The organism is Actinomadura madurae, from assembly GCF_900115095.1.
Taxonomy (GTDB): domain Bacteria; phylum Actinomycetota; class Actinomycetes; order Streptosporangiales; family Streptosporangiaceae; genus Spirillospora; species Spirillospora madurae.
Window position 1 is genome coordinate 284,254 of record NZ_FOVH01000004.1, and the last position, 24,666, is coordinate 308,919.

Here is a 24,666-nt window from a genome sequence, read left to right on the forward strand (position 1 = left end):
CTGCCGACCTTTTTTCAGCGGCTGTTGATGATTTTCGGTGGTCGTGCTGCCGGCGGCCTGGTTTGTGGTGGCGTGTGCGTGTTGGCTTCTGGGGGACGGGGGGTTCGCGTAGCTGGGGTCGGTTAGGCGGTTCGGCTGAGGGAGTCGATCGTGGCGACGTCCTCCTTGGTGAGGGTGAAGGCGTCGAGGGCGAAGTTGCTTGCGATGCGCTCTCGGCGCGAGGAGCGGGGCAGGATCACTATGTCGTGTTCCAGGTGCCAGCGGAGGACCACCTGGGCGGTGGTTACTCCGTGCCGTTCCGCGATTCCGGTGAGGATCGGGTCGCGCAGGTCGGTGTTCTTCAGGCCGCTGTAGCCCTCGACGGCGACCCCTCGGCGGCGGTGCTCGTCCAGCAGGGCCGGGTCGTGCTGTGCGGGGCTCCACGGGATCTGGTTGACGGCCGGCTGCTCTCCGGTGGCCTCGGTCACCAGGTCGATCTGCGCCGGGCTGAAGTTGCTGACGCCGACGGTCCGGGCCAGCCCGGCGTCCCTGGCGGAGAGTAGGTCCTGCCATGTCGGGACGAGTTCGTCCCGTCCGGTCGGCCAGTGGATCAGCCAGAGGTCGACGTAGGCGGTGTCGAGCAGGCGAAGGCTCGACTCCAGGGTGCGGCGGGCGTTCCGGGCGTCCTGCGGCCGCAGCTTGGTGGTGACGAAGACCTGCTCCCGATCGACGCCGCTGTCCTTGACGGCCCTGCCGACGTCCGCCTCATTCCTGTACAGCGTCGCGGTGTCGATGTGCCGGTAACCGATGTCGAGCGCCGCACGCACCGACTCGTACGCCGTCTTGGGCCGGAGTTGCCAGGTCCCGAAGCCGATGAGGGGCAGCGAGGCGTCACCGGGCAGGTTCACAGTTCGCGTCATGCCTCGCATTCTGCCCCGCGCCTTGATCTCCACTCGCTCCCCGGCGGTCAGCCGGGGTCGTCGGAGGCGGGGTTGTGCATCGCGTCGTGTTGCTTGCGGGGGGAGCAGACCGAGGCCGAAGGGCAGGAGCAGCGGCCTCCGGAGTTGAGGCGGACGGTGACCTTGTCCGCGGGGACGTTGCGGCCCACGACCTGGCCGGGGCCGTTCGGGGTGTCGACGCGGGAGCCCAGGGCCGGCATGCGCTCGTGCGCCTTGACGTAGAGCGGGTGCTCGTACTTGAGGCAGCACATCAGGCGGCCGCAGGCGCCGGCGATGCGGAGCGGATTGACGGGAAGGTCCTGTTCCTTCGCCATGCGGACGGAGACGGGCTCGAAGTCCTTGAGGAAGGTGGCGCAGCACAGGTCGCGGCCACAGGGGCCGATGCCGCCTTGAAGGCGGGCCTCGTCGCGCGGGCCGACCTGGCGGAGCTCGACGCGGGCCTTGATGCCGCGGGCCAGGTCGCGGACGAGGGCGCGGAAGTCGACCCGGTGCGGAGCGGTGAAGTAGATCTTGAAGACGTTGTCGGTGTCGAGGTAGTCGACGCCGATGACCTTCATCGGGAGCTCGTGCTTGCGGATCAGGCGCTTGGCGATGGCGCGGCCCTCGGCGCGCCGCCGCCGGTTGGTCTCGTCGCGCGCCAGGTGCTCGTCGGTGGCGGGGCCGGCGCACTCGGGCAGGCCGCCGATGTCGTCGGAGACCCACTGCGGCGCCCACACGCACTCGGCGACCTCGGGCCCGGAGTCGGTCGGGACGAGGACCTTGTCACCGACCTTCGGGCTGTGCGGGCCCGGGTCGAGGTAGTAGAGCCGCCCGTAACGGGTGAAGCTGACTGCCATCACCATGCCCACGGTTTCGCTCCATTCGCCCGATTCCGTGGGTCCACTCTAGGTGTCACCAGGCGACGTCGGCGAGATCCTCTCCGGGGACGGCCGCGACGCCCTGCGCGTACAGGTCGCCGGCGGTCGCGATGAGGCTGTTGCTCGTGTGGGCGATGTCCAGGCCGGTGAGGGCGCCCTTCACCTTCTGGGTCCACAGCGTCCTCGCGGGCTTTCCCTGGAGCGTGTACGCCTGGAGGGTGAGCTCGGAGTTCTTCACCGCGCCCGTGATGACGGAGCGGCCGTCCCGGCTCAGGACGGCGTTGGTGGCGCCCTTGGGCAGCACCATGACGGCCTTGCTGACCTTGAGGTCGCCCGCGGGGCCGCCGGTGTCGAGGGTGCGGACCTGGTGCCTCGGGGAGCCGGCCGACGTCCAGACGAAGGAGAGTGTGCTGCCGGACCAGGAGAGGCTTCCGATGCGGGCGCGGAGCTTCGTCGTCCACGCCTTGTGGGCGCCGCCGGTGGTGGAGACGACGTCCACACGGCCCCGGGCGCCCTTGTACGTCACGTAGGCGATGCGGCCGCCGTCCGGGCTGACGGCGAGTTCCGACCATGCGGTGGACGCGCCCGGGACGCTGACCTTGGGGATGTCCGTCAGGCTCTTGGGGCGCCCGTCGTCGCCCAGTTGGAGGCGCTGGAACGTGACGCTGCGGCCGCCGTAGGAGGCGACGATGTAGGAGCCGTCCTTGACCGCGGCGACGCGGTGGAAGCGGCGGCCCTCCGGTGCGGCGACGGGGAGCCCCACGTTCGCGCCGGTGCGGACGTCCCGGACGAGCAGCGCGGTGCCCGGCGCGGTGATGCCGACCACGACCGCCGGCTCCGTCCGCTCGGCCTTCGCCGCGGGCTTGGCCTCGCGCTCGTCGTCGCCGGCCCGCTGGTGGCGATGCACGACGTCCACGCCTCCGCCGATGAACAGGGCCGCCGCCGCGGCCATGCAGAGGGGGATGAGGCCCTTCCACGAGCCGAGCCGGTCCCCCGGGTCCTGGCGCCTGCCACCGTTCATGGGCTTGTCTCGCACCTGCCTTCCTGCGGATCGCCCGTCGTTTCTATCTCATTTACATCGCCACAAACACCCATGAATGCGGAGTTACCACTTCGCAAGCAAGCCGCCTCAGCCGAGCGACGCGCGCGCCGCGTCGACCAGGGACGCCCTGTACGACCCGCCGAACAGAGCCACATGGACGAGCAGCGGGTGCAACTGGTGCAACGGGACGCGGGAACGCCATCCGTCCGCCAGGGGCGCCGCCTCATCGTAGGCGGCCAGCACCGTGTCCAGGTGCGGCGTTCCGAAGAGCGCCATCATCGCCAGGTCCGTCTCGCGGTGCCCGCCGTGCGCGGCGGGGTCGACCAGCAGCGCGCGCTCGTCCGTCCACAGGATGTTCCCGGACCACAGGTCGCCGTGGATGCGGGACGGCGGCTCCGGCGGCCCGGCGAGCGTCTCCACGTCCTCCATGACGGCCTCGATGAGGCGGACGTCACCGGACGACAGGTGCCGCCTGCCGAGGCGCAGGAACGGTTCGAGGCGGCGTTCGGCGTACCAGGCGGGCCAGGCGCGGTCGTCGAGGGTGGTGTCGAGCGGCAGGTCCGCGATGTAGCCGTCCCAGGGCGCCCCGTAGGAGTCCGGACGGTTCCCGGTGTGCAGGGCGGCCAGTTCCCGCCCCAGCCGTTCGGCGGCGGCCGGGGACGGCGACGCCGAGGGCAGCCACGGCAGGACGAGCATGTGGTCGTCCGCCGCGACGACCTCCGGGACGGGCGTTCCGGGGCCCGCCTCGCCCAGCCACCGCAACCCGGCGGCTTCCGCGGTGAACACGCCGGCCTGGTCGGACGCCGCCTTGACGAACACCTCGCGGCCGTCCGCCAGGGACGCCCTGTGCAGCGTCCAGGAGTGGCTGGAACCGAGATCGCGCACGTCGTCGACCGCGGTCCCGAGCAGCCGTTCCAGCCGCACCGCGCTCACGCCGCCTTGAGCGCCGCGCGGATCTCCTCCAGGAGGCCGGGCATCGCCGCCTCCACCTGCTGTAGGACGAGGTCGAAGTCGGCGCGGTCCCCGTAGTAGGGGTCGGGGACGTCGAGGTCGCCGTCCGCGTCCGGGTCGAACTCGCGCAGCAGCCGGACCTTGCCGCGGGCCTCCTCGTCCGGCGCCATCGCCCGCAGCGCCCGCCGGTGCCCCTCGTCCAGCGCCAGGATCAGGTCGTACCGGGCGAACCAGCCGGGCTCGAACTGCCGCGCGATGTGCGCCGAGCGGTACCCGGCCCGCTCCAGCGTCGCGACCGTCCGCTCGTCGGCCCCGTCGCCTGCGTGCCAGTTGCCGGTGCCCGAACTGTCGACCTCGACGTCCAGCCCCTCTTCATCGACGTGGTGGCGCAGGACCCATTCGGCCATCGGAGAGCGGCAGATGTTGCCCGTGCAGACGAACGTGACGCGGTACGGCATCCCACCATCATGCCCCAGGGCGGCGTGGCTGGATCACGACCTCCTGGACGCCCGGGGCACTGGTCAGCGCCGCCTTGACCGCCTCGGCGGCGCGGGTGCCGGCGACGCGCACCCGCAGCGAATCGGGAAGGTCCTCGGGACGCAGGGCGGCGAGAAGGTCCTTGCGGTCCGCGAAGGTCTTCCTGGCCCGCTCGTACGCCTGCTGCTGCGACTCGTACACCACCTGGCGCACCTTCGGCATGCCCGTGACGCGCTGCTTGACCGCCTGCCTCTGCTGCTCCGTCGCCGCGCCGTCGCCGCACCGGGGTTCGCTGGACGAGCGGACGCAGAAGAACACCGACACCTCACGCTCGCCCGGTTTCGAGCCTTCCGGGCTCGCGTCGTCCCGCATCCACAGGATGCCGCCGACTGACGCGCCCGCGGTCAGCGCGACGGCCAGCACGACGGCGCCGGCGATCAGCCAGATCGGGGCCCGCCGCGCACGCTCTTCGGTCGGCTCCTCCGGCTCGGTCATCGTCGCTCCCTCGTCCCGCCGCGCCCGCGATACAGCCGGTGTTCACCTTGCCACAGAACGCACCGGATGGTCCCGGCACAAAGAACGCGGCCCCCGGCGTGATCGCCGGGGGCCGCGCCCTGGGGTGGCCTAGTGCAGGGTCACCGCGAGACCGCGTTCAGCGCGTCCACGACGCCGCTGCCGAAGAACCCGTTCTGACCCTTCGAGCCTTCGCACGTCTGCGTCGAGGTGTGCTTGACCCACTCGCCGTCTTCACCCTGGGTGTACCAGACGTACTCGACGGTCCGCGGGCTCGGGCACGCCTTGGGCGTCGCGGTGCCGCGCAGCACCCGCTCGACGACGCCCGGGTCCAGGGTCAGGCCGCCGCGGCGGTCCCGGTGCCCGTACTTGCTGACGATGAGCGAGGCGACCCCGACGGCGTGCGGCGACGCCATCGACGTGCCCTGGATCGACTGGTAGTAGGCGCACTTGCCGCCCTTGCAGCTGCGGATGAGGTAGGGCACCTTCGGCGTGCCGTCGGCGTTCAGCTCACCGCGGGCCTTCGCGAGCCGCTCGGGGTAGGCCGCCCAGATGCCGCCCTTGTCGTCCGGACGCTGGTTCGCGTTGTCGACCTTGTCGCCACCGGGCGCCGCCACCGCGACGTAGCCGTTGCCGAAGCTGCTGTAGTACGACTTGCGGCCGCTCGGCCCGGTCGCCGAGATCGGGATGACGTGCTCGCCCTCGGACGGCATCGACACGCAGCTCGCCGGGACGGTCCGCTCGTACGGCGCCTCGCCCGGCGTGGACGGGAAGTCGGGGCTGCTCGCGTCCTCGTTCGTCTTGGTGTAGTCGACGAGGTCGTTGCCCGCCGCGGAGATCAGCGTGACGCCGCGCTCGTGCGCGAAGTCCAGAGCGCGCTGGGCGGCCTTGATGATCGTCCGCTGCTCCAGCTGGGCCTCGGGGCTGTCGGCCGGGTTGTTGCCGCAGTTCCAGAGCCACGGGTCGATGTAGTAGCTCATGTTGACGACGTCGATGCCGTTCTTGGCCGCGTAGGTCAGGCCGTCGACGGTCGGCTGGAGGAAGAAGTAGCCGGAGTCCTGGCCGACGCGCAGGTTGACGATCGACACGTTCGGGGCGACGCCCGCCATGCCGAGGCCGTTGCGCGGCGAGGCGATCGTGGACGCGACGTGCGTGCCGTGGTCGTTGTCGTCCCAGTCGTTGGGGTCGACGCACGACGTGAACTCGCACGGCCCGTCGACCTCGTCGCCGTTGGCGTCGGTCGGGATGTCGTGGGTGAAGTTGCGGCTCAGCTTCCGGTCGAAGTTCGGCGCGATGTCCGGGTGGTCGCCGTCCACGCCGGTGTCGAGGACGCCGACCAGCACGCGCCTGTCACCCGGCTCCTTCTTGTACGAGCCGTTCGCCGTCGCGTGGATCTGCTTCATGTCCCACTGCAGGTCCGCGAGCGGCTCGGTGTCCTTGGACGGCTTGCCCGCAAGGGAGAGCTTGTTCGTGGCACCGCTCGTGACGCCGGCGAGCTTCTCGACCTTCGCGGCCTTCTTCTTGGTCTTCGGCGCCTCGCCGATGACCCGGTTGTGCGCGACGCCCTCCAGCTCCCGCCGGCTCATCGCGGCGCGGATGAACCCCGGGTTGCTCGACCGGACGGTCGCGACGCCCACGTCGCGGTTCTCGTGGACGACCTTGCCTCCGGCCGCCTTCACGGCACGGTGGGCCCGGCCCGTGGACACGCCCTCCTTGTAGAGGACGACGTACTCCGACGCCTCACCCTTCGCCTGCGATGGGTTCGGAGCCGCTGACACTGGAAACGCGAGGGCCGTCATGGTGGCGACGGCGCACGCGGCGGAAATCAAGGCTCGCCGCAAGGCAGACCTCCTGGCCGTGGGGGTGAATAGCCCGGTTTTCTGTTGATCAGCCAGGAGACGTTACGTGTGCGCTTGTTGAGAGACGCGTACGGAAATGTAACGAATAGGGACATCTCTTGTAAGCGGGGAACAGGAGACGTCCCGCGATCGTCGTCGGCTCGGTGCGGCCACGGCCGAATGGTCCGCTCGGCGCCGTCCGCCCAGTGGGTGTCAGCCGGTCCGCAGAGCGAGCGTGAGGGCCTCGAACGCCAGCTGCGGGTTGACGTTCGCCGCCAGCCGCTCCCGGCAGTCCATGATCGCGTCAAGGCGGCGGAGGGTGTCCTCCGGGCGGCCGTTGCCCGCCGCCGTCCGCAGCTCCGGCCCGAGCTCGATGTTCACCAGCTCGCCGCCCGCCCCGAGCTGCAGCGTCAGCAGGTCGCGGTAGTAGGACGCGAGGTCGAGCAGCGTCCGGTCCAGGGCGTCCCGCAGGACCCGCGTCGCCCGCGACTTCTGCCGGGCCTCAAGGTCCTTGAGGGCGCCCGCCGTCCCGCGGGGCATGCGGCCCTTCTCGCTCTCGCCGAGCGCCTTGCGCAGCGCGGACGTCTCGGTCTCGTTCAGCTCCGCCGTCTGCGCGTCCCGCTCCGCCTCCGCCGCCTTCACGAGGGTCTCCGCCGCCGCGACCGCCGGGCTCACCCCGGTCAGCCGGCGCGGGATCGCCACCACGCCGTCGCGCACCTGGCGCATCGCCGGGTCGGCGGCGAGGCGGCGGGCCCGGCTGATGTGGCCCTGCGCGGCCCGCGCCACCACGTCGGCGGTGTCGCGGTCGACGCCGTCCCGCTGGACGAGGAAGTCCGCGATCGCCGCGATCGGCGGGGTCTGCAGCGTCACCAGCCGGCAGCGGGACCGGATCGTCACCAGCAGGTCCTCCGGCGACGGCGTGCACAGCAGCCACACCGTCCGCGCCGGCGGCTCCTCGATCGCCTTCAGCAGCGCGTTCGCGGCGCCCTCGGTGGCCCGGTCGGCGTCCTCGAACAGCACCACCTGCCAGCGGCCCCCGCTCGGCGACGACGACGCCCGCAGCACGAGCGACCGCGCGTCCTTGACGCCGAACGACAGGCCCTCCGGGCGGACGACCTCGACGTCCGCGTGCGTCCCCTGGAGGATCTGGTGGCAGGACGCGCAGTGCCCGCACCCGCGCGGCGTCTCCGTGCACTGCAGCGCCGCCGCGAACGCCCGCGCGGCGGCGACGCGGCCGGAACCGGGCGGCCCGGTGAACAGCCACGCGTGCGCCACGCCGCCCGTCCCGCCGGCGGCCGCGGACAGCTGCGCGATGACGGGCTCCTGCCCGACCAGGTCGTCCCACACGCTCATGGAGAGAGGCTAGCCGGGTCAGTAGTCGGTGATGACCGGGAACGTGCTCGTGGCGTCCTCGGTGCCCGCCGGGATCGGGTCGGGCAGGATCTCGCGGATCCGGTACTGGATCTCGCGGGTCAGCTCGGCCTGCGGGCGGCTCGCGTCCAGGATCAGGTAGCGGTCCGGGTCGGCCTCGGCGAGGGCGCGGAACCCGGCGCGGACGCGCTCGTGAAAGTCCGCCGACTCCGACTCCATGCGGTCGGCGGGGGCCGGCAGCCGGCCGAGGCCCGTCTGCGGCGGGATCTCCAGCAGGACGGTCAGGTCCGGGACGAGGCCGCCGGTCGCCCACGCGTTGACGCGGGCGATGTCCTCCACGGCCTGCTGCCGGCCGAACCCCTGGTAGGCCAGGGACGAGTCGACGTAGCGGTCGCTGACCACGATCGCGCCGCGGTCCATCGCCGGCTTGATCACGTTGGCGACGTGGTCGGCGCGGTCGGCCGCGTACAGCAGGGTCTCGCCGCGGACGGACAGGCCGGTGGTGTCGCGGTCGAGCAGCATCGCCCGCAGCCGCATCCCGATCTTGGTGGCGCCGGGCTCGTGCGTGGTGACGACGTCGTAGCCGTGGTCGCGCAGCCAGATCGCGGCGAGCCGCGCCTGTGTCGTCTTGCCCGCGCCCTCGCCGCCCTCGAACGCGATGAACACGCCGCGGTTCCGGTGGACGGGCTGCTGGGGCGCGGCGACGGCCTGCTCGGGCGGGGTGTAGATCTCGCCGTGCAGGGCGGCGCGCAGGTCGGGGACGAGCGGGATGCCGCGCCGGTCGTCCAGCCGCCGGTACGCGAGGAGGCCGGACACCAGCGCGACGACCGCCGCGACCAGCAGCGCGACGCCGGACCCGTGGACGTCGTACACGCCGCCGCCGAGGTCGATCCGGTGCGAGCCGACCGCCCCGGCGATCAGCGGGACGCCGACGGCCGCGAGGAGCACGGTGACGAGCGCGACCGACCGCAGGTAGGCGGACGGGCGGGTGTCCTCCGGCGCGTCGGGGTCGTTCACCGCCGCCTTGGCGTTCGACCAGGCGGCCCCGGCGAACACCCCCAGGAACGCCGTCATGAACACCACGACGACGAGGTTCTGGACGAGGGCGAGCACGGCCAGCGCCAGCGCGGCGGCGATCACGGCGAGGCCGAGGAGGCGCCGGCGGCTGAACGGGACGAGGACGCGCGGCCCGAGGAACAGCCCGAAGCCGGTGCCGGCCGTGAGCCCGGTCAGGACGGTGCCGTACCCGGCGTCGCCGCCGCCCAGCTCACCGGCGTGGACGCGGGCCGCGGCGAGGATCGCGCCGGCCGTGACGGACGCGCCGGCGATCGCGAGGCCGAGCCCGCGGGCGGCGGCCGTCCCCGGCCCCTGGAAGATCAGCTTCAGCGGCGCGCCGGCCGCGGCGGGCTCGGCGAACGGGATCTCGCGGATCGTGGCGGTCGCGCCGGCCGAGGCCAGGAACACCGCGGCGGTCGCGTAGAGCGCCAGGTCGGCGCGGGAGCCGGTGCCGAGCGTCCCGTCCGCGATGAGGGCGAGGACGGCGAACAGCAGCGCGGCGGCGGGCGCCGGAGCGACGATCACGCGGGTCGCGGCGCGGCGGGCGGCGGCGCGCAGCTCCTCGTCCGGGACCAGGGCGGGCAGGGACGCGCGCGCCGCCGGGAACCACACCAGGCTCAGGCAGGACACCAGGAACGCGGCGGCCAGCGTCCACGGCAGCATGCCGACGAGCGGCACCGTGACGACGACCACCAGCCGCAGCACGTCCGCGATCATCAGCATCAGCCGGCGGTCGACGCGGGCGGCGAGCACGCCGCCGAGCGGCGCGAGCAGCACCGCGGGCAGCAGCATCAGCGCCAGCGTGCCGCCGACCGCCTGCGCCTGCGTCGCGGCGCCGTCGTCGCGGGTCAGCGTCGCCGCCATCGCGGTCAGCGCGGGCACGCTGAGCCACTGCGCGAGGCAGGACAGCGCCAGCACGCTCCGCAGCCGCCGGAACGGCGCGATCGAGGACAGTGACGAAACGCCCGGCGGCGGTGACGCTGCGGGGTGCGGCCGGGGTGCGCCCGTTCTGGTCATGTCGGTCAGGGTATCGGCGTGGATGTCCCTAGGAGCCGGACTTTGCGGAGGTTCGGCGGCGCGTCGCCGTCTTCTTCTTCCCGCCGCCCGCGGCCACCTTCTCCCGGCGCTCCGCGAGCAGCTCGGCGGCGCGCTGGATCGTGATCGACTCGACCTCGTCGCCCTTGCGCAGGCTCGCGTTCGTCTCACCGTCGGTGACGTACGGGCCGAACCGGCCCTCCTTCACCACCACCGGCTTCTCGCTCGCCGGGTCCTTGCCCAGCTCGCGCAGCGGCGCCGCGGCCGCGGCCCGCCGTCCGCGCTGCTTGGGCTGCGCGAACAGCTCCTTCGCCTGCTCCAGCGTGACGGTGAACAGCTCGTCCTCCGAGCCGAGCGACCGGCTGTCGGTGCCCTTCTTGATGTAGGGACCGAACCGGCCGTTCTGCGCGGTCACCGGCTCGCCGTCCAGCTCGCCCAGCGTGCGCGGCAGGGACAGCAGCTTCAGCGCGTCGTCGAGCGTGATCGTGTCGAGCGACATCGACTTGAACAGGGAACCCGTGCGCGGCTTGGGGGTATCGGCCTTCTTCGTCCGCTTCTTCCCCTCGGCGGGCGGCGCCGGCTCGGGCAGGATCTCGGTGACGTACGGCCCGAACCGCCCCGACTTCGCGACGATCGTGTGGCCCGTCTCCGGGTCCTTGCCGAGCTCCCGGTCGCCCGACGGCTGCGCCATCAGCTCTTCGGCCTTCTCGGCGGTCAGCTCGTCCGGCGCGATGTCGTCGGGGATGTTGACGCGTTCCCCGTCGCGGTCGAGGTAGGAGCCGTACCGGCCGACCCGGACCACGATGTCGGTGCCCTTGATCGGGAAAGAGCTGATGCCCTTGGCGTCGATGTCGCCGATGTCGCCTACCAACTCCTTCAGGCCCTCTTCGCCGTTGTCGCCGAAGTAGAACCGGGTCAGCCAGCGGACGCGCTCGGCCTCACCGCGGGCGATCTCGTCGAGACCGTCCTCCATGTGCGCGGTGAAGTCGTAGTCGACCAGGTTGCCGAAGTGCTGCTCCAGCAGGTTCACCACGGCGAATGCCAGAAACGACGGGACGAGCGCCGTGCCCTTCTTGAACACGTACTCGCGCGCCAGGATCGTCCCGATGATCGAGGCGTAGGTGGACGGGCGGCCGATCTCCCGCTCCTCCAGCTCCTTGACCAGGCTGGCCTCGGTGTAGCGGGCCGGCGGGCGGGTCGAGTGGCCCTCCGCGTCCACCGCGTCCGCGGTCAGCGGGTCGCCCTCCGCCAGGTTCGGCAGCCGCCGCTCCTGGTCGTCCCGGTCGGTGGACGGGTCGTCCGCGCTCTCCACGTACGCCTTGAGGAACCCGTGGAACGTGATCGTCTTGCCGGTCGCGCCGAACTCGGCCCGCTCGTTCTGCGTCGAGAGCCCGGTGACGCGGATCGACACCGACTGGCCCACGGCGTCCTTCATCTGGGACGCGATCGTCCGCTTCCAGATCAGCTCGTAGAGGCGGAACTGGTCGCCGGACAGGCCCGTCTCGGCCGGCGTCCGGAACGTGTCGCCCGCCGGGCGGATCGCCTCGTGCGCCTCCTGGGCGTTCTTCACCTTGGACGCGTAGACGCGCGGCTTGTCCGGAACGTACTCGCCGCCGAACAGGCTCGCCGCCTGCCTGCGGGCCGCCGTGATCGCCGTCTCCGACAGCGTGATCGAGTCAGTGCGCATGTAGGTGATGAAGCCGTTCTCGTACAGCTTCTGCGCGACCGACATCGTGTACTTCGCGGAGAAGTTCAGCTTGCGGCTGGCCTCCTGCTGGAGGGTCGTCGTCCGAAACGGGGGGTACGGGCGGCGCGTGTACGGCTTGCGCTCGACCGACTTGACCTCGTACGGGCGGTCCCGCAGCCGCTCGGCCAGGGCGCGGGCGGCGGCCTCGTCCAGGTGCAGCGCGTCCCTGGTCTTCAGGGTGCCGTCGGACGCGAAGTCGCGGCCCTGCGCGACGCGCTTGTCGTCCACCGAGACGAGCCCGGCCTTGAAGACCTTCGGCTCCTCGTCCTTACCGGTGTCGAACTGCGCCGCGATGTCCCAGTAGTGGGCGGGGACGAACGCGATCCGCTCCCGCTCCCGCTCGACGACCAGGCGCGTCGCCACCGACTGCACCCGGCCCGCCGACAGCTTCGGCATGACCTTCTTCCACAGGACGGGGCTGACCTCGTACCCGTAGAGGCGGTCCAGGATCCGGCGCGTCTCCTGCGCGTCCACCAGGCGCATGTTCAGCTGGCGCGGGTTCGCGGCGGCGCGCTGGATCGCGTCCTTGGTGATCTCGTTGAAGACCATCCGGTGCACGGGGACCTTCGGCTTCAGGACGTCCTGGAGGTGCCAGGCGATCGCCTCGCCCTCCCGGTCCTCGTCCGTCGCGAGGAACAGCTCGTCGGCCTCCGCGAGCAGCTTCTTGAGCTTCTGCACCTGCTGCCGCTTGTCGGTGTTGACCACATAGAGCGGCTCGAAGTCCTGCTCGACGTTCACGCCGAGCTTGGCCCACGGCTCGCCCTTGTACTTGGCCGGCACCTCCGAGGCGCTTCCCGGGAGGTCCCGGATATGGCCGATACTGGACTCCACGATGTAGCCACGGCCCAGGTACCCGGCGATCGTCTTCGCCTTCGCAGGCGACTCGACGATCACCAGGCGGGTCCCGGAGCCATTGCCCCGGCCACTGTTCGCGGTGCCGTTCTTGGCTGGCACAGTCGCTCCAACCTCGCTGTCTCGGTCCTCTTACACAGGCTCTTTCTTACCGGCTTCGTACAACGTCGCATGACGGCGCGTTCAATCCCGTGGGTCCTTCCCCGCCGCCTCGCGATCATCGTGCCGCCCCCTGGGGAGGGACGGGATTCTCACCGTCGCGCGCCTCCGACAGGATGACATGCCCCCGGCCGCCGCGCGGACGCGGACGCCGCGGTCGGGTGCCGCACGCCCGGTCGACCACGTAATAATGGTCTCAATGGCGGAGTACACCTACCTCGTCCTGTCGCTGCCGCGCGGCACCACGCGTGATACCGCCCGGCAGATCCTCACCGAGCACGCGGAACGCGGCGGCTGGGAGATCGATCGGTTGCGCCTGTACCCGGACGGCCGCCGACGTATTCAGCTTCGCCGCAAGGTCATCCGCGCCGTCCGCACTTTCTGACCGTTCCCCCGTGGCATCGCCCGGAGCGTAGCACCACGTTCGGTCCGCTTGACGCATCGTCACCCCCGCCTGCAGCGGTTCGCCCGCCCCGGGCCGCGCCTCCCGGGACGGGCGAAGTCTTCCGCTCACCGTGCGCGTGGCCGCTCGCCGTGCGCGTGGCCGCTCGCCGTGCGCGTGGCCGCACCGCCACGCCCGCCGGCCGGCTAGCGGCGGCCCACGCGGAGGCGGCGGGCCAGCGCCAGCGTTCCGGCCGCGAAGGCCAGCACCCCGGACACCGCCAGCACCCACACCGAACCGGAGTCCTTGCCGGACGGGGCCGCGCCCTTCGCCGCGACCCCCGCGACCGGGCCGATCTCACTCGTCACGGGCACCTGCCCGCCCGGCCGGAGCATGCCGTCCGTGCTGACCGGCGTGGCGGGCAGCACGCGCCCGCCCGGCAGGTTCCGCAGCGGAAGCTTCGGCGTGCCGTGAGACCGCGCGTTCGAGCCCGCGGCCGCCAGCGGCCGTCCGGCCGCTCCGCCCCCGGGAACCAGGGCCCGGACACCGTCCACGGTCTCGCCCAGCGCACCGTCCGCGACCAGGGTCTTCTGGCCGCCGTCCTGGACGAGGGCGTCCGTCCGGGGCACCGCGAACAGGCTGGGCAGCCCATCCACCCGAGCCAGCGCACTCACCGGGGGCAGCCCGCCCACCCCACGCCGCTCAGCCAGGAGCGCCTTGCCACCCACGGGCAGCACGCGAACCCCCGACAGACCGTCCGCCTTCGGCAGCGCCACGAGACCACCGGCGTGGGGCAGACCGCTCACACCGGGCAGCGCACCTGCTTCACGCCGCTCCCCCGAGAGGGACTCGCCGCCCACGGGCAGCACGCTCAGCCTGGGCAGACCGTCCGTCCGCGGCAGCGCGACCAGCCCACCAGCCTTGGGCAGACCATTTACACCGGGCAGTGCGCCCGCCCCACGCCGCTCGGCTGAGAGGGACTCGACTCCCGGCAGGGCGTCCGTCGTGTGGCGGTCGGTCACCTGGGAGTGGCCGACGATCGCGGGCTGCGCGTTGACCTCTGCCAGGCCGTCCGTCTCGGGGAGCGGGTGGGAGAGGCCGTTCACGCCGTTGACCCCGGGGTTTCCGGCGTGGCGGGCGTTCAGCTTCGGGAGGCCGATGCCGCCCGGGAGCGCCTGGGTGTCGAGCAGCGAGACGGCCAGCGGCTCGTCGTGCACGGTGTCCAGGCCCTCGCCGGCGATGGCCGTGGCGGGGCGGGGCTTCGGGAGCGTGGTCCCGCCGTGCCGCGCGGCCTTCAGGTTCTTCGTGCCCTTGAACTGGTGCCCGGCGGGTGGGCGCGGAGTGTCCACCGTGGGGACGGCGACGAGCTTGGTGAGGCCGCGCACGCCGTCCGCCTTGGGCAGCGTGTTCTCGCTCGGCAGGCCGCCCATGGCGGGGACGGTGCCGGTCGTCCGGGAGTAGGGCTGGTAGCCGCCGTAGCCGGGACCGTCCTGGCACAGGCCGGAGGCGAGGCCGACGATCGCGGCCGCGTTGCCGCAGGCGTCGGCGGGGGCCTTGACCAGGGCGTTCGCCTGGTTGCCGCCGCCGACTCCGTGGTCACCGGACGTCTTGGCGCCGGAGCCCTGCGAATCCTCGACGAGCGTCTGGCCGTTGCAGCTCGTGCCCGCCAGGCCCACGACGGCCGCGGCGTTGCCGCAGACCTCGGCCGGGGCGGTGACCGGCGTGTTTCCCTGGTTTCCGGCCAGGATCCCACCCACGCCGGACGTGCGCTGGTCGCCGCCGGAACTGCTGCGCGCGTGGGCACCGCCCTCGCAGAACGCACCGGCCTGCCCGGCGACCGCCGCGGCGTTGCCGCAGACGGTCAGCGGGATGCTGACGGGGGCGTTGCCCTGGTTTCCGGCGATCACGCCGAGGTCGCCCGTCGTGGTCTGCCGTCCCGTCCGGTGGCCGCCGTTGCGGACGGACGCGCCACCCTCGCACGCCGCCGCCGCGTTGCCGACCGCGTTGCCGCATATGTCCACGGGCACGCTGATCGGGACGTCCGCCTGGTTGCCGGCGCCGACGCCGACGATGCCGGACGTCTGCTGTCCCGACCCGGTGTCGCCGCCGGTCTTGACGCGGGCGCCGCCCTCGCAGCCGCCGACCGCCTCCCCGGCGACCGCGACGGCGTTGCCGCACACGTTGACCGGGATCGAGATCGGGGCGTGCACCTGGTTCCCCGCGAGGACGCCGCCCGTCCCGTCGGTGCGCTGGCCACCGCCCGCGCCTCCGCCGCCGACACTTGCGCCGCCCCGGCAGCCCGCGTCGGCCTCGCCGAGGACCGCCGCGCTGTTCCCGCAGACGTTCACCGGCAGCGAGATCGGCGCGTTGACCTGGTTGCCGGACGCGATGCCGTGCGCACCGGACGTCCGGCCGTCCCCGCCGCGCTTGCGAACCTTGACGCCGCCGCGGGATGTGGCGTGCGTGGTGCCGAGCAGCGCGGCGCCGTTGCCGCTGACGTCGACCGGGGCGGAGATGGGGACGTCCACCTGGTTGCCGCTCAGCACTCCGGCGCCGCCGTTCGTGACGTCGGCGAAGGCGTTGGCGGGGATGGCGCTGACACCGAGGGCGACAAAGCCCGCGGTGAGCACCGCGGCACGCGATGTGCCTTTTGCCCACGTTCGCATGATGCTCCGTTCGAAAGGAGAAAAGGGTGAAGAGACAGGTGTGTCTCGGGGGGATGCCGCGCATGAGGGCACGGCGGATGACCGGACCGGCGTGCCCGAGCCGCACGGGCACGCGTCCGGAGACTGTGATCAGGGATTAGTCGGGCGCGAAGGAAGGCTCGTCCGCGGCGGTGCGGACGGCCGGGGGCATCGCGCAGGAGGCGCGCGGAAGCGCCGCGCGCGGCGGGGCCGGAGCCCATGTCCCGACGTCGGGCAGCCCTGCGGTCAGGGCGCCGGTGACGACGCCACCGACCGTCGAACCACCGTCGGGGTGGTCGGGCGCCGGCATGGGCGCCCGATGCTGCTGGACGGCATGGCGCGCCTCATGGGCGACGGCCGTCCGATCGACGGAAACGCTGGAAACCCGGTGCACGTCCAGCTCGCGCGCTGGCCGCTGGGCCTGGGAAACCTCACCCGCGGCCGCAGCCGGAGGGGTTTCCCGCACCGTCACCGGATCGTTCGAAGCCTCCGGCAAGACCACCTGCTGCACCGGCACCTCGCGCGGCGCCTTCTTCGCCACGGCCCGGACGACTCCGCGCACCGGTTCACGCTGATGGACGGCCGTGACCGCGTCCCCGAGGACGGGCGTCTTCGCGACGACCTCGGCCGGCGCGGCGGGCCCCTCGTCGGCATGCGCGGACTGCGCCGCGCACCCGAGGAGCCAGCCCGCGATCAGGAGCCCGCCGAGAACGAGCAGCCGCCGGACGGCGCGTCCGGCGGAGACGCGACGCGGCCGGGCGATGACCGCCCCGACCCGCGCCGCGTCCCCTGCCACCACACACCCTCCGTTGCGACGGACCCGTCAACGAATGGTGACGATAGCACCACGGAACGCAGTGGTGATGGCAAATTCAGCAGCGATCAAGGAATGTGTCGAGAACCCTGACGCCGAAGCGCAGCCCGTCCACGGGAACGCGCTCGTCAATGCCATGGAACATTCCGGAAAAGTCCAACTCTGGGGGCAATTTCAGCGGCGCGAATCCGAAGCACCGCATGCCCAGCCGCGCGAACGCCTTCGCGTCCGTCCCGCCGCTCAAGCAGTACGGCACCGGCAGCGCGCCCGCGTCCTCCGAGGTCAGCGCCGCCTCCATCGCCGCGACGAGGGCCCCCTCGTAGTCCGTCTCCACCGCGTGGTCATGGTGGACGAAATCCCGCTCGACGTCCGGCCCGAGAAGTTCGTCCACTACCGCGAAAAACTCCTCCTCATATCCGGGCAAAAAGCGTCCATCGATCTGAGCCGTGGCACTCTGCGGAATGACATTCGTCTTGTACCCGGCGTCCAGCCGCGTCGGATTGAGCGTGTGCCGGAGCGTCGCGCCGATCATTCGCGCAAGCGGCCCGATCTGTTCAAGGCACTTCTCCGGACGATCCGGATCGAACTCCACCCCGTACGCCATGCACGCCCGCTCCAGGAAGGCCCGCACCGACTTCGTCAACTGCACCGGGAACTCGTGCGCCCCCAGCCGCGCGACCGCCGCCGCCACCGCCGTGACCGCGTTGTCCGGATGCACCATCGACCCGTGCCCGGCCGTCCCCTTGGCGGTCAGGTTCATCCACGCGATGCCCTTCTCCGCCGTCTCGATGAGGTACATCCGCCGGTCCCCGGGCACCGTCAGGCTGAACCCGCCGACCTCCCCCACGGCCTCGGTGCACCCCTCGAACAGCTCCGGATGCTCCTTCACCAGCCACTGCGCACCCCAGTTCCCCCCGGCCTCCTCATCGGCCAGGAAGGCGAGCACGATGTCCCGCGGCGGCCTGCGCCCCTCCCTGAGCCGCTGCCGCGCCACGGCCAGGATCATCGCGTCCATGTCCTTCATGTCGACGGCGCCGCGCCCCCACACGCACCCGTCCGCGATCTCCCCGCCGAACGGGTCCCGCGTCCAGTCCTCCCGGCGCGCCGGCACGACGTCGAGATGCCCGTGCAGCAGCAGCGCGTCCCGACCCGGATCCTCCCCCTCGATCCGCGCGACGAGACTCGCCCGCCCCGGATGCGACTCGAAGATCCGCGTCTCCAGCCCGACCTCCTCCAGCTTCTCCGCCACGTACTCGGCCGCCACCCGCTCCCCCGGCCCCGAATGATCGCCCGGGTTGCTGGTGTCGATCCGGATGAGTTCCTGGCAGAGCCGGACGACCTCGTCCTCAGCGGTCGGCTCGTGCGCCACAGTGATCACCTCGTGTCCTCGCGTACCGTCCCATGGTGCCCCGCCGATCGACTTCGCCGCGACTCGCCACCTTTGGTATGGTGAAGCCCGCCGCAGCCCGCTGCGGCCTGCGACCGGTCCGGGTGGCGGAATAGGCAGACGCGCTAGCTTGAGGTGCTAGTGCCCTTTACGGGGCATGGGGGTTCAAGTCCCCCCTCGGACACACAGTTCGTACATATCCGGGTATTTCCGGGCACTCTGGAGTGCCTCTCGGGGCTGGTTTACACCCGAGAGGGTTGGCTTTTCGCTGTTTGATCACTTCCTTTCGCCGTGGTTGTGGATGCCGTGAGCACACCAGCCGCAGTCTGCGCCGGAACGGCGCGTGCAACGACGCGAGGCGCCTCGGTGTCAGCGTCGGTGGTGGATGGTGTCCTTCACCTCCCTCGGGGTGCCGGTCCGCAACGTGCGGGTCTCGGGCTCATAGGTGAGCGTGAGCTTTCGGGTGCGCAGGTCGCCGATGACCTCCCCGGGGTCGGTGGACGCGCCGTCCGGCACGGCATCGGACAGGCCGGTCAGGCGAAGGTGCAGGGTCGGCAGATGGGGCAGGATGTGGTCCTCGCGGACGTAGAGGTTCCTGGGCCGATCCGGTTCTGAGCGCGACGAGCTGCTGTGGCCGTGCCGGCACCGATACGCGGGCCGGTTGTTGGCCCAGCACGATTCCGTCCGGCGGCCGCAGACGCCGCACCGCAGCAGCCCGGCGAGCAGGTAGCAGCGGTCCGAGCGGGCGGTGGCACCGCGCGGGGTCTGGATGCCCTGGACCGCGATGAAGTCGGACTCGCTGACCAGGGCCGGGTGCGCGGGACGGGCGGAGATGACCCAGCCATCGGGCAGGTTCCACCGCTGCACCTGCCGATGCCCAAGCCCCGCTGGGTGAACATCCATTGCACGATCGGCGCCGTCTGCGAGTCGGGGTCTGCGCCGCGCGCAGTGCCTCCAGCGCGGGCTCGGGCGGATCCTCGGCCGAGCACTGCGGCAGGTTCGGCACGATGACCAGATCGGCGTCCCGAACCGCCCGCAGATCGTAAGGAACCGCGCAGGCCAACCAGCCGCCCACGATCGTCGTGTCCGGTTCGCCCGCGACAACGGCCACCTCCATCCCAGGAAGGCCCCCGTAGTGCGCGGCAAGGTCGAACACCCCGAACGCAAAAGACATGCTGCTCGGCAAGGCCCCGTCGAAGAGCAGCACGACAAGATGCTGAATCTCCCTCGCCTCAGCCTGATCACCAACGAAGATCTCACGGTATAACTCGGTGACGCCGGAGGGGTTTGGAGTCATACGGCCCACGGCCGCACGGGATTGTCAGCGATTGGCCCCGATGACCGGGCAAGACCCCGCACCTGCTGTGCCGGGGTCGGATGCCGCCGGGGTCGACGGCGCGGCGCAAGACTGTTCGCCAGCGTGCGGACGCGGACGACTACCAGCCTCTCTCCCCCGACCCCGACCCCGACCCAGCACTGGATCCCCTCGTCCACGAGCAGCACCCCGAGTCGTCCCCGAGGTGCTGGAAGACGTACTCGCGCAGGTCATCGCGCATCCCCGACACATCCCAGCGGACGTTTGCCCAGCAAGCGCTGTATCCGGTCCGGCGCCAGCAGCCCGGTCACATACGCCCGCGCCTGCCACCGCGGCTCCACCCGAGGAAATCCTCCGCCCACCTCGTCCCGACGGAACTCCGCGCCCCGAACCGCATGCCGCCCCGGACCAACATTTCCCTTTGCGGACGCATCTAACGAGCGAACGACCGCGGCTGAAGGAATGGCATGCACGCACCCGATTCCACACCCCCACGGAGACGTCCAGGACCGTACGGCTGGCCATGTACGTGATGCTCGCGCGTTGGGTACCCGCCGCCCTCGTGAACCTGGCGATTTGCGTGAGATTCGCCCAGGAATCGGGCAACGACCCCCTTCCCCTGGTTGTCGCCGCCACAATCGGCGGCGTGATCAGCGCGACCGTCGCCGTCGCCGCTCTGCTCACTCCCTCTGCCCGCCGGTTCTTCACCCAGCCGGGCCACCACCGAGCCGCAGTAGTACCCCGCCGGACCAACGATCCCAAGACCTGGGAAAGGATCAATGTGCAGCGTGCAGCGGTGAGCCTGACCCTGGTGGGAACCCCCCGCCGGCAGGCCGCAGATGGGGGGCACGGAACCGCTCTCCTGATCGGGGGCGACCAGCCAGGCCTCTTCAACGGGAATCACATGAAAAGGGAAACGCTGTGACGCCGAGTACAACCCTGAGCACGCGTCCGCGCCAGGTACGCGGACCGGTGCTTACCCTGGGCGCGGTGACGGCGGTCGGAACGGCCTTGTTCTGGTTCTTCCTGATCAACCCGTGGAACTTCGCCTACGGTGGCCGGATCGCGTCGGTCGCATTCGGGGTGGTCATCGCCGGTGCCGCGCTCACGGCGAGCGTTCCCATTCCGAGCAAGCCCGCGAGAAGGATCGCGGCGTTCACGGGCGTGAGTGTGGCGCTCTTGCTGAGCGTCCTGTTCCTCCTGTTGTCCTTGTGGGGGGCTTCTGGGGTACGGAGCAGCCGCGTCCATGACGTCTCTCCTGACGGTGATACGCGGCTGGTGCTGGTCATCAGAGACGGGTTGCGTAAGAACTCCGCAGCGGAGGTCAAACTCCAGTCCGGCCGGAAGCCGTTCCACCAGGAACGGACCGTGTGGTCGACCTCTTCCTTGGGAGCTCCGCAACGGATACGTTTCACCGGCTCCCGCACCATCGAGATCGTCTTCGCAGGAGACACTTTCCGTACCAAATACGACCCGGACACCCTGGAGGCCGGCCGTCGTTATACCAGCTGAGTGCATCTTTGAGAAAGAACTCGTCGGCGGCGCCAGGGGAGCAGGGGAACCCGGAGACGGATTCGCACCGTCGAAGACGGCATGAGCGGCAGAAGGGGGATCGCTGCGGGTGTTGTCGTCGCCGTGCTCGCGTTGGCCGGGGCGGCGACGGCGATCCTCCGGCCGGCGAACGGCCCGCGCGTCGCACCACCGGACCGGACGGTGATGGGGAGGCGGTGGTGCTGTTCTCCTACACCGGCGGCTGCGACACCGCCCGCGGCGCGCGCCTGACCAGCGACGGCCCTGGGCGGCTCAACATGGACCTCACCGGCGTGACCGAACACGGGGAGTGCGACACGCCCTACAAGAACCTGGCGATGTTCGCCGTCGACAAGGCCAAGGCACCCCCGGGCGGGCTCACGCTGGGAGGCACCCGTACAGGCAGTCCCGACCCGGTGAGCCCTGGGAAGCTGGTGGCGTTCGAGAAGCTCGCCGCGCCGCCGCCCCGTTCTGCGCGGGCGGCCGAGGTGAGCCAGCCCGACCAACTCGAAGGGTTCCTCAAGTCGCTCCCCGGTGCGAGGCTGGGCGGCGGGACGCCCGGTCAGAGGGGTGGGCGCCGCTTCGCCTTCGTCCTCTCCGGCTGCGCCGCGAGGACCGCGATCATGATGATCGACGAGGACCGGCTGGCGGCCGAGCCGGTCGGCGACGGCATCACGCGGTGCGAGATCGCCGAGCACTACGCGGCCGTGTTCACCGTCGAGGCGCAGAACGTGCCGCCTACTGGATCGGCTGACCAGTCCTCGGCACTCTCCGACTCGGCAGCCCGGGGTCCGCCCACCCGGGAGCGGGTTTCCAGAACACATCGCCCCAGGCCACAGCGCCGATGCCGGTTGCCATGCCGATTTTCGACGTTGGCTGCGCGGATGCCCAAAGCCTCGACTCGCCGTAGGTCGAGGGGCCGTCGCATGGTGAGCCCCGGGGCGGGTCGTTTTGGATCCGTGGATTCCCAGGCGATCATCGGACTCGTCCGAGGTCAGTCCATACGCTGAGGGGCGCTCAGTGCATCGATCTCGGCGGTGCGTACCGCGGGCTTGTGGTGCGTGGCGGCGTCGGCGAGCCGGTCCATCCGCATCCGCCATCCGGTGATCTCCAAGCGGGCGAGCGGGGGACCGGTGCGCGGTAGGGCAGCGTGGACGTATACGTAGCGGCCCTTGCTGACCTGGCTTCGCCAGGGCAGGTCCAGGAAGTTCAGCAGCGTCCATTCGCGGGATCGATGGTGCACTACGTCGATCGCCGCGACCTGCTCCCAGGGAATCAGCAGGTCGACGGGGGTGCCCAGCCAGACGCCCTTACCGGTGACCGAGAACGCGATCTCGCGGCGCAGTCGGCGGCGTGCTGCGCCGCCCGCCCGTCCGAGCGTCACCACGGCCGGGCACATCACGCCGAACGCGGCCGCGACCACGGCGAACTGCCGCGGGCCGATGTTCCCGTCCCAGATCACCGTGAGCGCAGCACCGGTGCACAGGGCGACCAGAGCGAGCGCGACCAGGGCGAGACTGAGCGGATGCCGCCAGGTGTGCGGCACGACGTAGGTCTCCCGATCATCGATCATGCCGGGTGTGACGGTGCGAGGATCCCCGAAGTTCGCCGCTGCGTGTCCAGCCGGGCCCGGCCGCCTTCCGTGTCGCGACCGCTCGTCCAGCCCAGCGGGCACCGCACCACCACCGCAGCCTTCTCCTGCCTGGGCGTTGTCCTGATCTGGCCTCGAACTTTACAGCCGCCTCAGCAATCACAGCTCATGTGATCGTTCGTCGTACTCGCTGCCGCATCGGCTGCACGCGTTTCCCTGGCGGGCCGTAGCGGGCGCGTCCACCGCTGACCTGAACATCGTCTGGAGGCCACGAGCGTGATCGGCCCACTCTTCCGGCGGCTGCGCACCAACCCCCGGCGCACCGCAGCCGTCGCGGCAATCACCGTGATCGTCCTGGTCGCCGCCGGCGTCGGCGGCGTGTATGCCGACAGGACGGGACCGCGCCCCCTCGCGTCCACGGCGTCGCGGAGGGGCCGTTCGAGGCTCCGCGCCGTGGCCCCGACACCGTTCCCCGGCTTCCCGACCTGCCCGACGGATGCGGCGTGTCCAGCGAAACGGCCAAGGCTCTGGTCCCACTGAACCGGGACGACGACCCCGACGACTGCGTATGGCTCTCCCAGTCCAGCACGGGCGCCCACAAGAAGGTCCTCACCGTAAAGGCCGACGAGCTCGACACCGCCCGGAACATGCCCGCGACCTCAGCCTACGACACCGCGTTCACCACGCTCCACCCACCCGCCGAACGCGTGGACGGCCTCGGCGAACAGGCGATCTCCAGATACTCCCGCGTGGCGAAGGGCGGGCGGGGGGAATACGTCTTCACCGCCCGCGGACGTTTCTACGCCATCGTCTACGAGGGACACGAGCACGGGCAGACCCTCCCCAAGCAGACAGCGCTGGCCGGAGCCCGGCGGGCCGCGATCGAAGTCGCCCGCAAGCTCGGCCTGCCCGCCGAACCCACCCCGCACAAGCAGGAGAACCCGCGGGGACCCGCCCCACTGCACCAGGTCCCACCAGCCTGCCGGCTCGTGTCAGCCGAAACGCTCGGCAAAGTGGTCCGCGACGGTAGGAACCTCGGTCTCTGGGACGAAGACCCGCTCCTCACCGGCTTCCGCGACGTCCACGCCACCGCCTGCCGCTGGAAGGCTGACAAGACGGTGGAAGCGAAGCTGCAGACCGCGGATCTGATCGTTGAGGTGGCCTCGGTCTTCGACTACTGGCCAGGCGCCGGATACCAGGCGGCATCCCACGGTTACGCGGGACTGCACCATAGGTCGCGTGAGACCCTGAAGGGGTTCCGTCCCTTGGCAGGACTGGGCGAGCAAGCATTCGGAGGCCGCCTGGAGGACTACGCCCACGTGGGCTTCCGCATGCGGAACGTGGTCGTCCTGATCGCGTACAACGCTCCGTCTCTCCCCTCAGGCTCCGGCGATGCCGACCTCGCGGGCGCCTACACGGTCGCTCGCGACGTCACCCGGACGTTGCAGCCGTGAACCCGCAGCGAACCTAAACCATGCCCGGCCGCCCGTTCAAGGCCGCGGACCAGGCGTCGGGACCAGAGGCAGCCACAAGCCCTGACCGAGAACGATCAAAGCGGAAAACCTGCGCATGACGGTAATGTCGAGCCGCACGCACCAGTCCGAATCTGCGTGCGGGCTCGCATCAATCCGACCAGGTGGCTGCAGGCTATGCACCAACCGAAATGCGGTCAGAGCGACGAGCGATGAATGGATGGGCCATGTGCTGTCGGGGCGTGTCGCCCCTCGGACACAAATCATTAGCACATGTGGAAGGCGGGACCACCCTGGCTTCCACAAGTTTTTTTCGGGGTAGTACGTCATCTTCAACCCGAGCCTCGCGTACAGATCCGCCTTGTCATCAGGATGCGCCCGGACGACCGCGTTAGCGAGTTCACCGGTCCGACGCAGCAGCTCCGCGAGTCCGTTACGGCTGACCGTCTGGTCTGGTGGGACGGCGTTCAGCTCGCCTTCCAATCGGGCACGCCCCTGCTCGGTCTCGCTGTTCCGCTTCGCGACGCCGCTGCCACGCCACCGCCCGAGACTGCCCTACGTCGAAGAACTCCGCCCACGGTCGACAACCAGCCGCTCAGCACGTGACAACTGCCACCGATGCGACTCCCCGGATCCTGCAGTTCCTCCGTCGACA

Annotated in this window: 20 protein-coding genes, 1 tRNA gene and 1 pseudogene; 6 read left to right on the forward strand and 16 right to left on the reverse strand. The window is 71.1% G+C overall.

Annotated elements, in window-relative coordinates:
- Positions 1-122: 122 nt before the first annotated feature.
- The 10 genes from BM339_RS14165 to topA form a co-directional block, all read right to left on the reverse strand.
- Complete coding sequence (locus tag BM339_RS14165; protein WP_200871755.1) at positions 123-899, reverse strand: aldo/keto reductase; 777 nt, start codon at positions 897-899, stop codon at positions 123-125.
- Positions 900-946: 47 nt separating this feature from the next.
- Positions 947-1,780: a PSP1 domain-containing protein gene (locus BM339_RS14170; RefSeq protein ID WP_075021342.1), complete on the reverse strand. Its 834-nt coding sequence runs from the start codon at positions 1,778-1,780 to the stop codon at positions 947-949.
- Between the two features lie 49 nt (positions 1,781-1,829).
- Positions 1,830-2,831: a TolB family protein gene (locus BM339_RS14175; RefSeq protein ID WP_244938779.1), complete on the reverse strand. Its 1,002-nt coding sequence runs from the start codon at positions 2,829-2,831 to the stop codon at positions 1,830-1,832.
- A gap of 93 nt (positions 2,832-2,924) precedes the next feature.
- Complete coding sequence (locus tag BM339_RS14180; RefSeq protein ID WP_021596272.1) at positions 2,925-3,770, reverse strand: fructosamine kinase family protein; 846 nt, start codon at positions 3,768-3,770, stop codon at positions 2,925-2,927.
- On the reverse strand, positions 3,767-4,246 hold the full coding sequence (locus BM339_RS48640) for a low molecular weight protein-tyrosine-phosphatase (RefSeq protein ID WP_075021106.1): 480 nt from the start codon (positions 4,244-4,246) through the stop codon (positions 3,767-3,769). The genes BM339_RS14180 and BM339_RS48640 overlap by 4 nt, the downstream gene beginning before the upstream one ends.
- A 7-nt stretch (positions 4,247-4,253) precedes the next feature.
- The gene (locus tag BM339_RS14190; RefSeq protein WP_075021107.1) at positions 4,254-4,760 is read right to left on the reverse strand and encodes a permease-like cell division protein FtsX; all 507 of its coding nucleotides are present in this window, start codon (positions 4,758-4,760) and stop codon (positions 4,254-4,256) included.
- 140 nt (positions 4,761-4,900) lie between these two features.
- Positions 4,901-6,484, reverse strand: a complete 1,584-nt coding sequence (locus tag BM339_RS14195; RefSeq protein ID WP_244938780.1) for a S8 family peptidase — start codon at positions 6,482-6,484, stop codon at positions 4,901-4,903.
- Positions 6,485-6,829: 345 nt separating this feature from the next.
- Positions 6,830-7,969 (reverse strand): DNA polymerase III subunit delta', encoded by a 1,140-nt coding sequence (locus BM339_RS14200; protein ID WP_075021109.1) that lies wholly within the window; start codon positions 7,967-7,969, stop codon positions 6,830-6,832.
- Positions 7,970-7,987: 18 nt separating this feature from the next.
- Positions 7,988-10,060 (reverse strand): dTMP kinase, encoded by a 2,073-nt coding sequence (gene tmk, locus BM339_RS14205; protein ID WP_075021110.1) that lies wholly within the window; start codon positions 10,058-10,060, stop codon positions 7,988-7,990.
- Between the two features lie 28 nt (positions 10,061-10,088).
- Positions 10,089-12,779, reverse strand: coding sequence for a type I DNA topoisomerase (topA, locus tag BM339_RS14210; RefSeq protein ID WP_075021111.1), 2,691 nt, complete (start codon positions 12,777-12,779; stop codon positions 10,089-10,091).
- A gap of 256 nt (positions 12,780-13,035) precedes the next feature.
- Between topA and BM339_RS14215 the strand changes: the two genes are divergently transcribed.
- Complete coding sequence (locus BM339_RS14215; protein ID WP_021596264.1) at positions 13,036-13,221, forward strand: DUF5703 family protein; 186 nt, start codon at positions 13,036-13,038, stop codon at positions 13,219-13,221.
- 203 nt (positions 13,222-13,424) lie between these two features.
- Here BM339_RS14215 and BM339_RS14220 read toward each other — a convergent pair whose 3' ends face one another.
- From BM339_RS14220 to BM339_RS14230, 3 genes are all read right to left on the reverse strand, one after another.
- On the reverse strand, positions 13,425-15,884 hold the full coding sequence (locus tag BM339_RS14220) for a chaplin (RefSeq protein WP_083597622.1): 2,460 nt from the start codon (positions 15,882-15,884) through the stop codon (positions 13,425-13,427).
- A 136-nt stretch (positions 15,885-16,020) separates the two neighbouring features.
- A complete protein-coding gene (locus tag BM339_RS14225; protein ID WP_075021113.1) occupies positions 16,021-16,701 on the reverse strand; it encodes a hypothetical protein in 681 nt (226 codons plus the stop codon).
- 73 nt (positions 16,702-16,774) lie between these two features.
- A complete protein-coding gene (locus BM339_RS14230; RefSeq protein ID WP_021592544.1) occupies positions 16,775-18,094 on the reverse strand; it encodes a M20/M25/M40 family metallo-hydrolase in 1,320 nt (439 codons plus the stop codon).
- A 107-nt stretch (positions 18,095-18,201) separates the two neighbouring features.
- On the opposite strand from BM339_RS14230, the gene BM339_RS14235 reads away from it, so the two are divergent.
- Positions 18,202-18,287 (forward strand) — tRNA-Leu (locus BM339_RS14235).
- Positions 18,288-18,472: 185 nt separating this feature from the next.
- On the opposite strand, the gene BM339_RS14240 is transcribed toward BM339_RS14235, so the two are convergent.
- Both BM339_RS14240 and BM339_RS52840 read right to left on the reverse strand, forming a co-directional pair.
- Positions 18,473-18,970: a recombinase zinc ribbon domain-containing protein gene (locus tag BM339_RS14240; RefSeq protein ID WP_075021114.1), complete on the reverse strand. Its 498-nt coding sequence runs from the start codon at positions 18,968-18,970 to the stop codon at positions 18,473-18,475.
- Positions 18,971-19,588: 618 nt separating this feature from the next.
- A pseudogene (locus BM339_RS52840) lies at positions 19,589-19,780 on the reverse strand (IS701 family transposase); the annotation flags it as partial.
- Between the two features lie 161 nt (positions 19,781-19,941).
- Between BM339_RS52840 and BM339_RS14245 the strand changes: the two are divergent.
- The 3 genes from BM339_RS14245 (at position 19,942) to BM339_RS14255 (ending at position 21,958) form a co-directional block, all read left to right on the forward strand.
- The gene (locus BM339_RS14245) at positions 19,942-20,343 is read left to right on the forward strand and encodes a hypothetical protein (RefSeq protein WP_075021115.1); all 402 of its coding nucleotides are present in this window, start codon (positions 19,942-19,944) and stop codon (positions 20,341-20,343) included.
- A 65-nt stretch (positions 20,344-20,408) separates the two neighbouring features.
- Positions 20,409-20,930, forward strand: a complete 522-nt coding sequence (locus tag BM339_RS14250) for a hypothetical protein (RefSeq protein ID WP_143118407.1) — start codon at positions 20,409-20,411, stop codon at positions 20,928-20,930.
- A 218-nt stretch (positions 20,931-21,148) separates the two neighbouring features.
- Complete coding sequence (locus BM339_RS14255) at positions 21,149-21,958, forward strand: hypothetical protein (protein ID WP_075021117.1); 810 nt, start codon at positions 21,149-21,151, stop codon at positions 21,956-21,958.
- Here BM339_RS14255 and BM339_RS14260 read toward each other — a convergent pair.
- The gene (locus BM339_RS14260) at positions 21,943-22,521 is read right to left on the reverse strand and encodes a hypothetical protein (protein WP_075021118.1); all 579 of its coding nucleotides are present in this window, start codon (positions 22,519-22,521) and stop codon (positions 21,943-21,945) included. The genes BM339_RS14255 and BM339_RS14260 overlap by 16 nt on opposite strands.
- Before the next feature lie 521 nt (positions 22,522-23,042).
- On the opposite strand from BM339_RS14260, the gene BM339_RS14265 reads away from it, so the two are divergent.
- Positions 23,043-23,993 (forward strand): hypothetical protein, encoded by a 951-nt coding sequence (locus tag BM339_RS14265; protein ID WP_075021119.1) that lies wholly within the window; start codon positions 23,043-23,045, stop codon positions 23,991-23,993.
- The last annotated feature ends 673 nt before the right edge of the window (positions 23,994-24,666 follow it).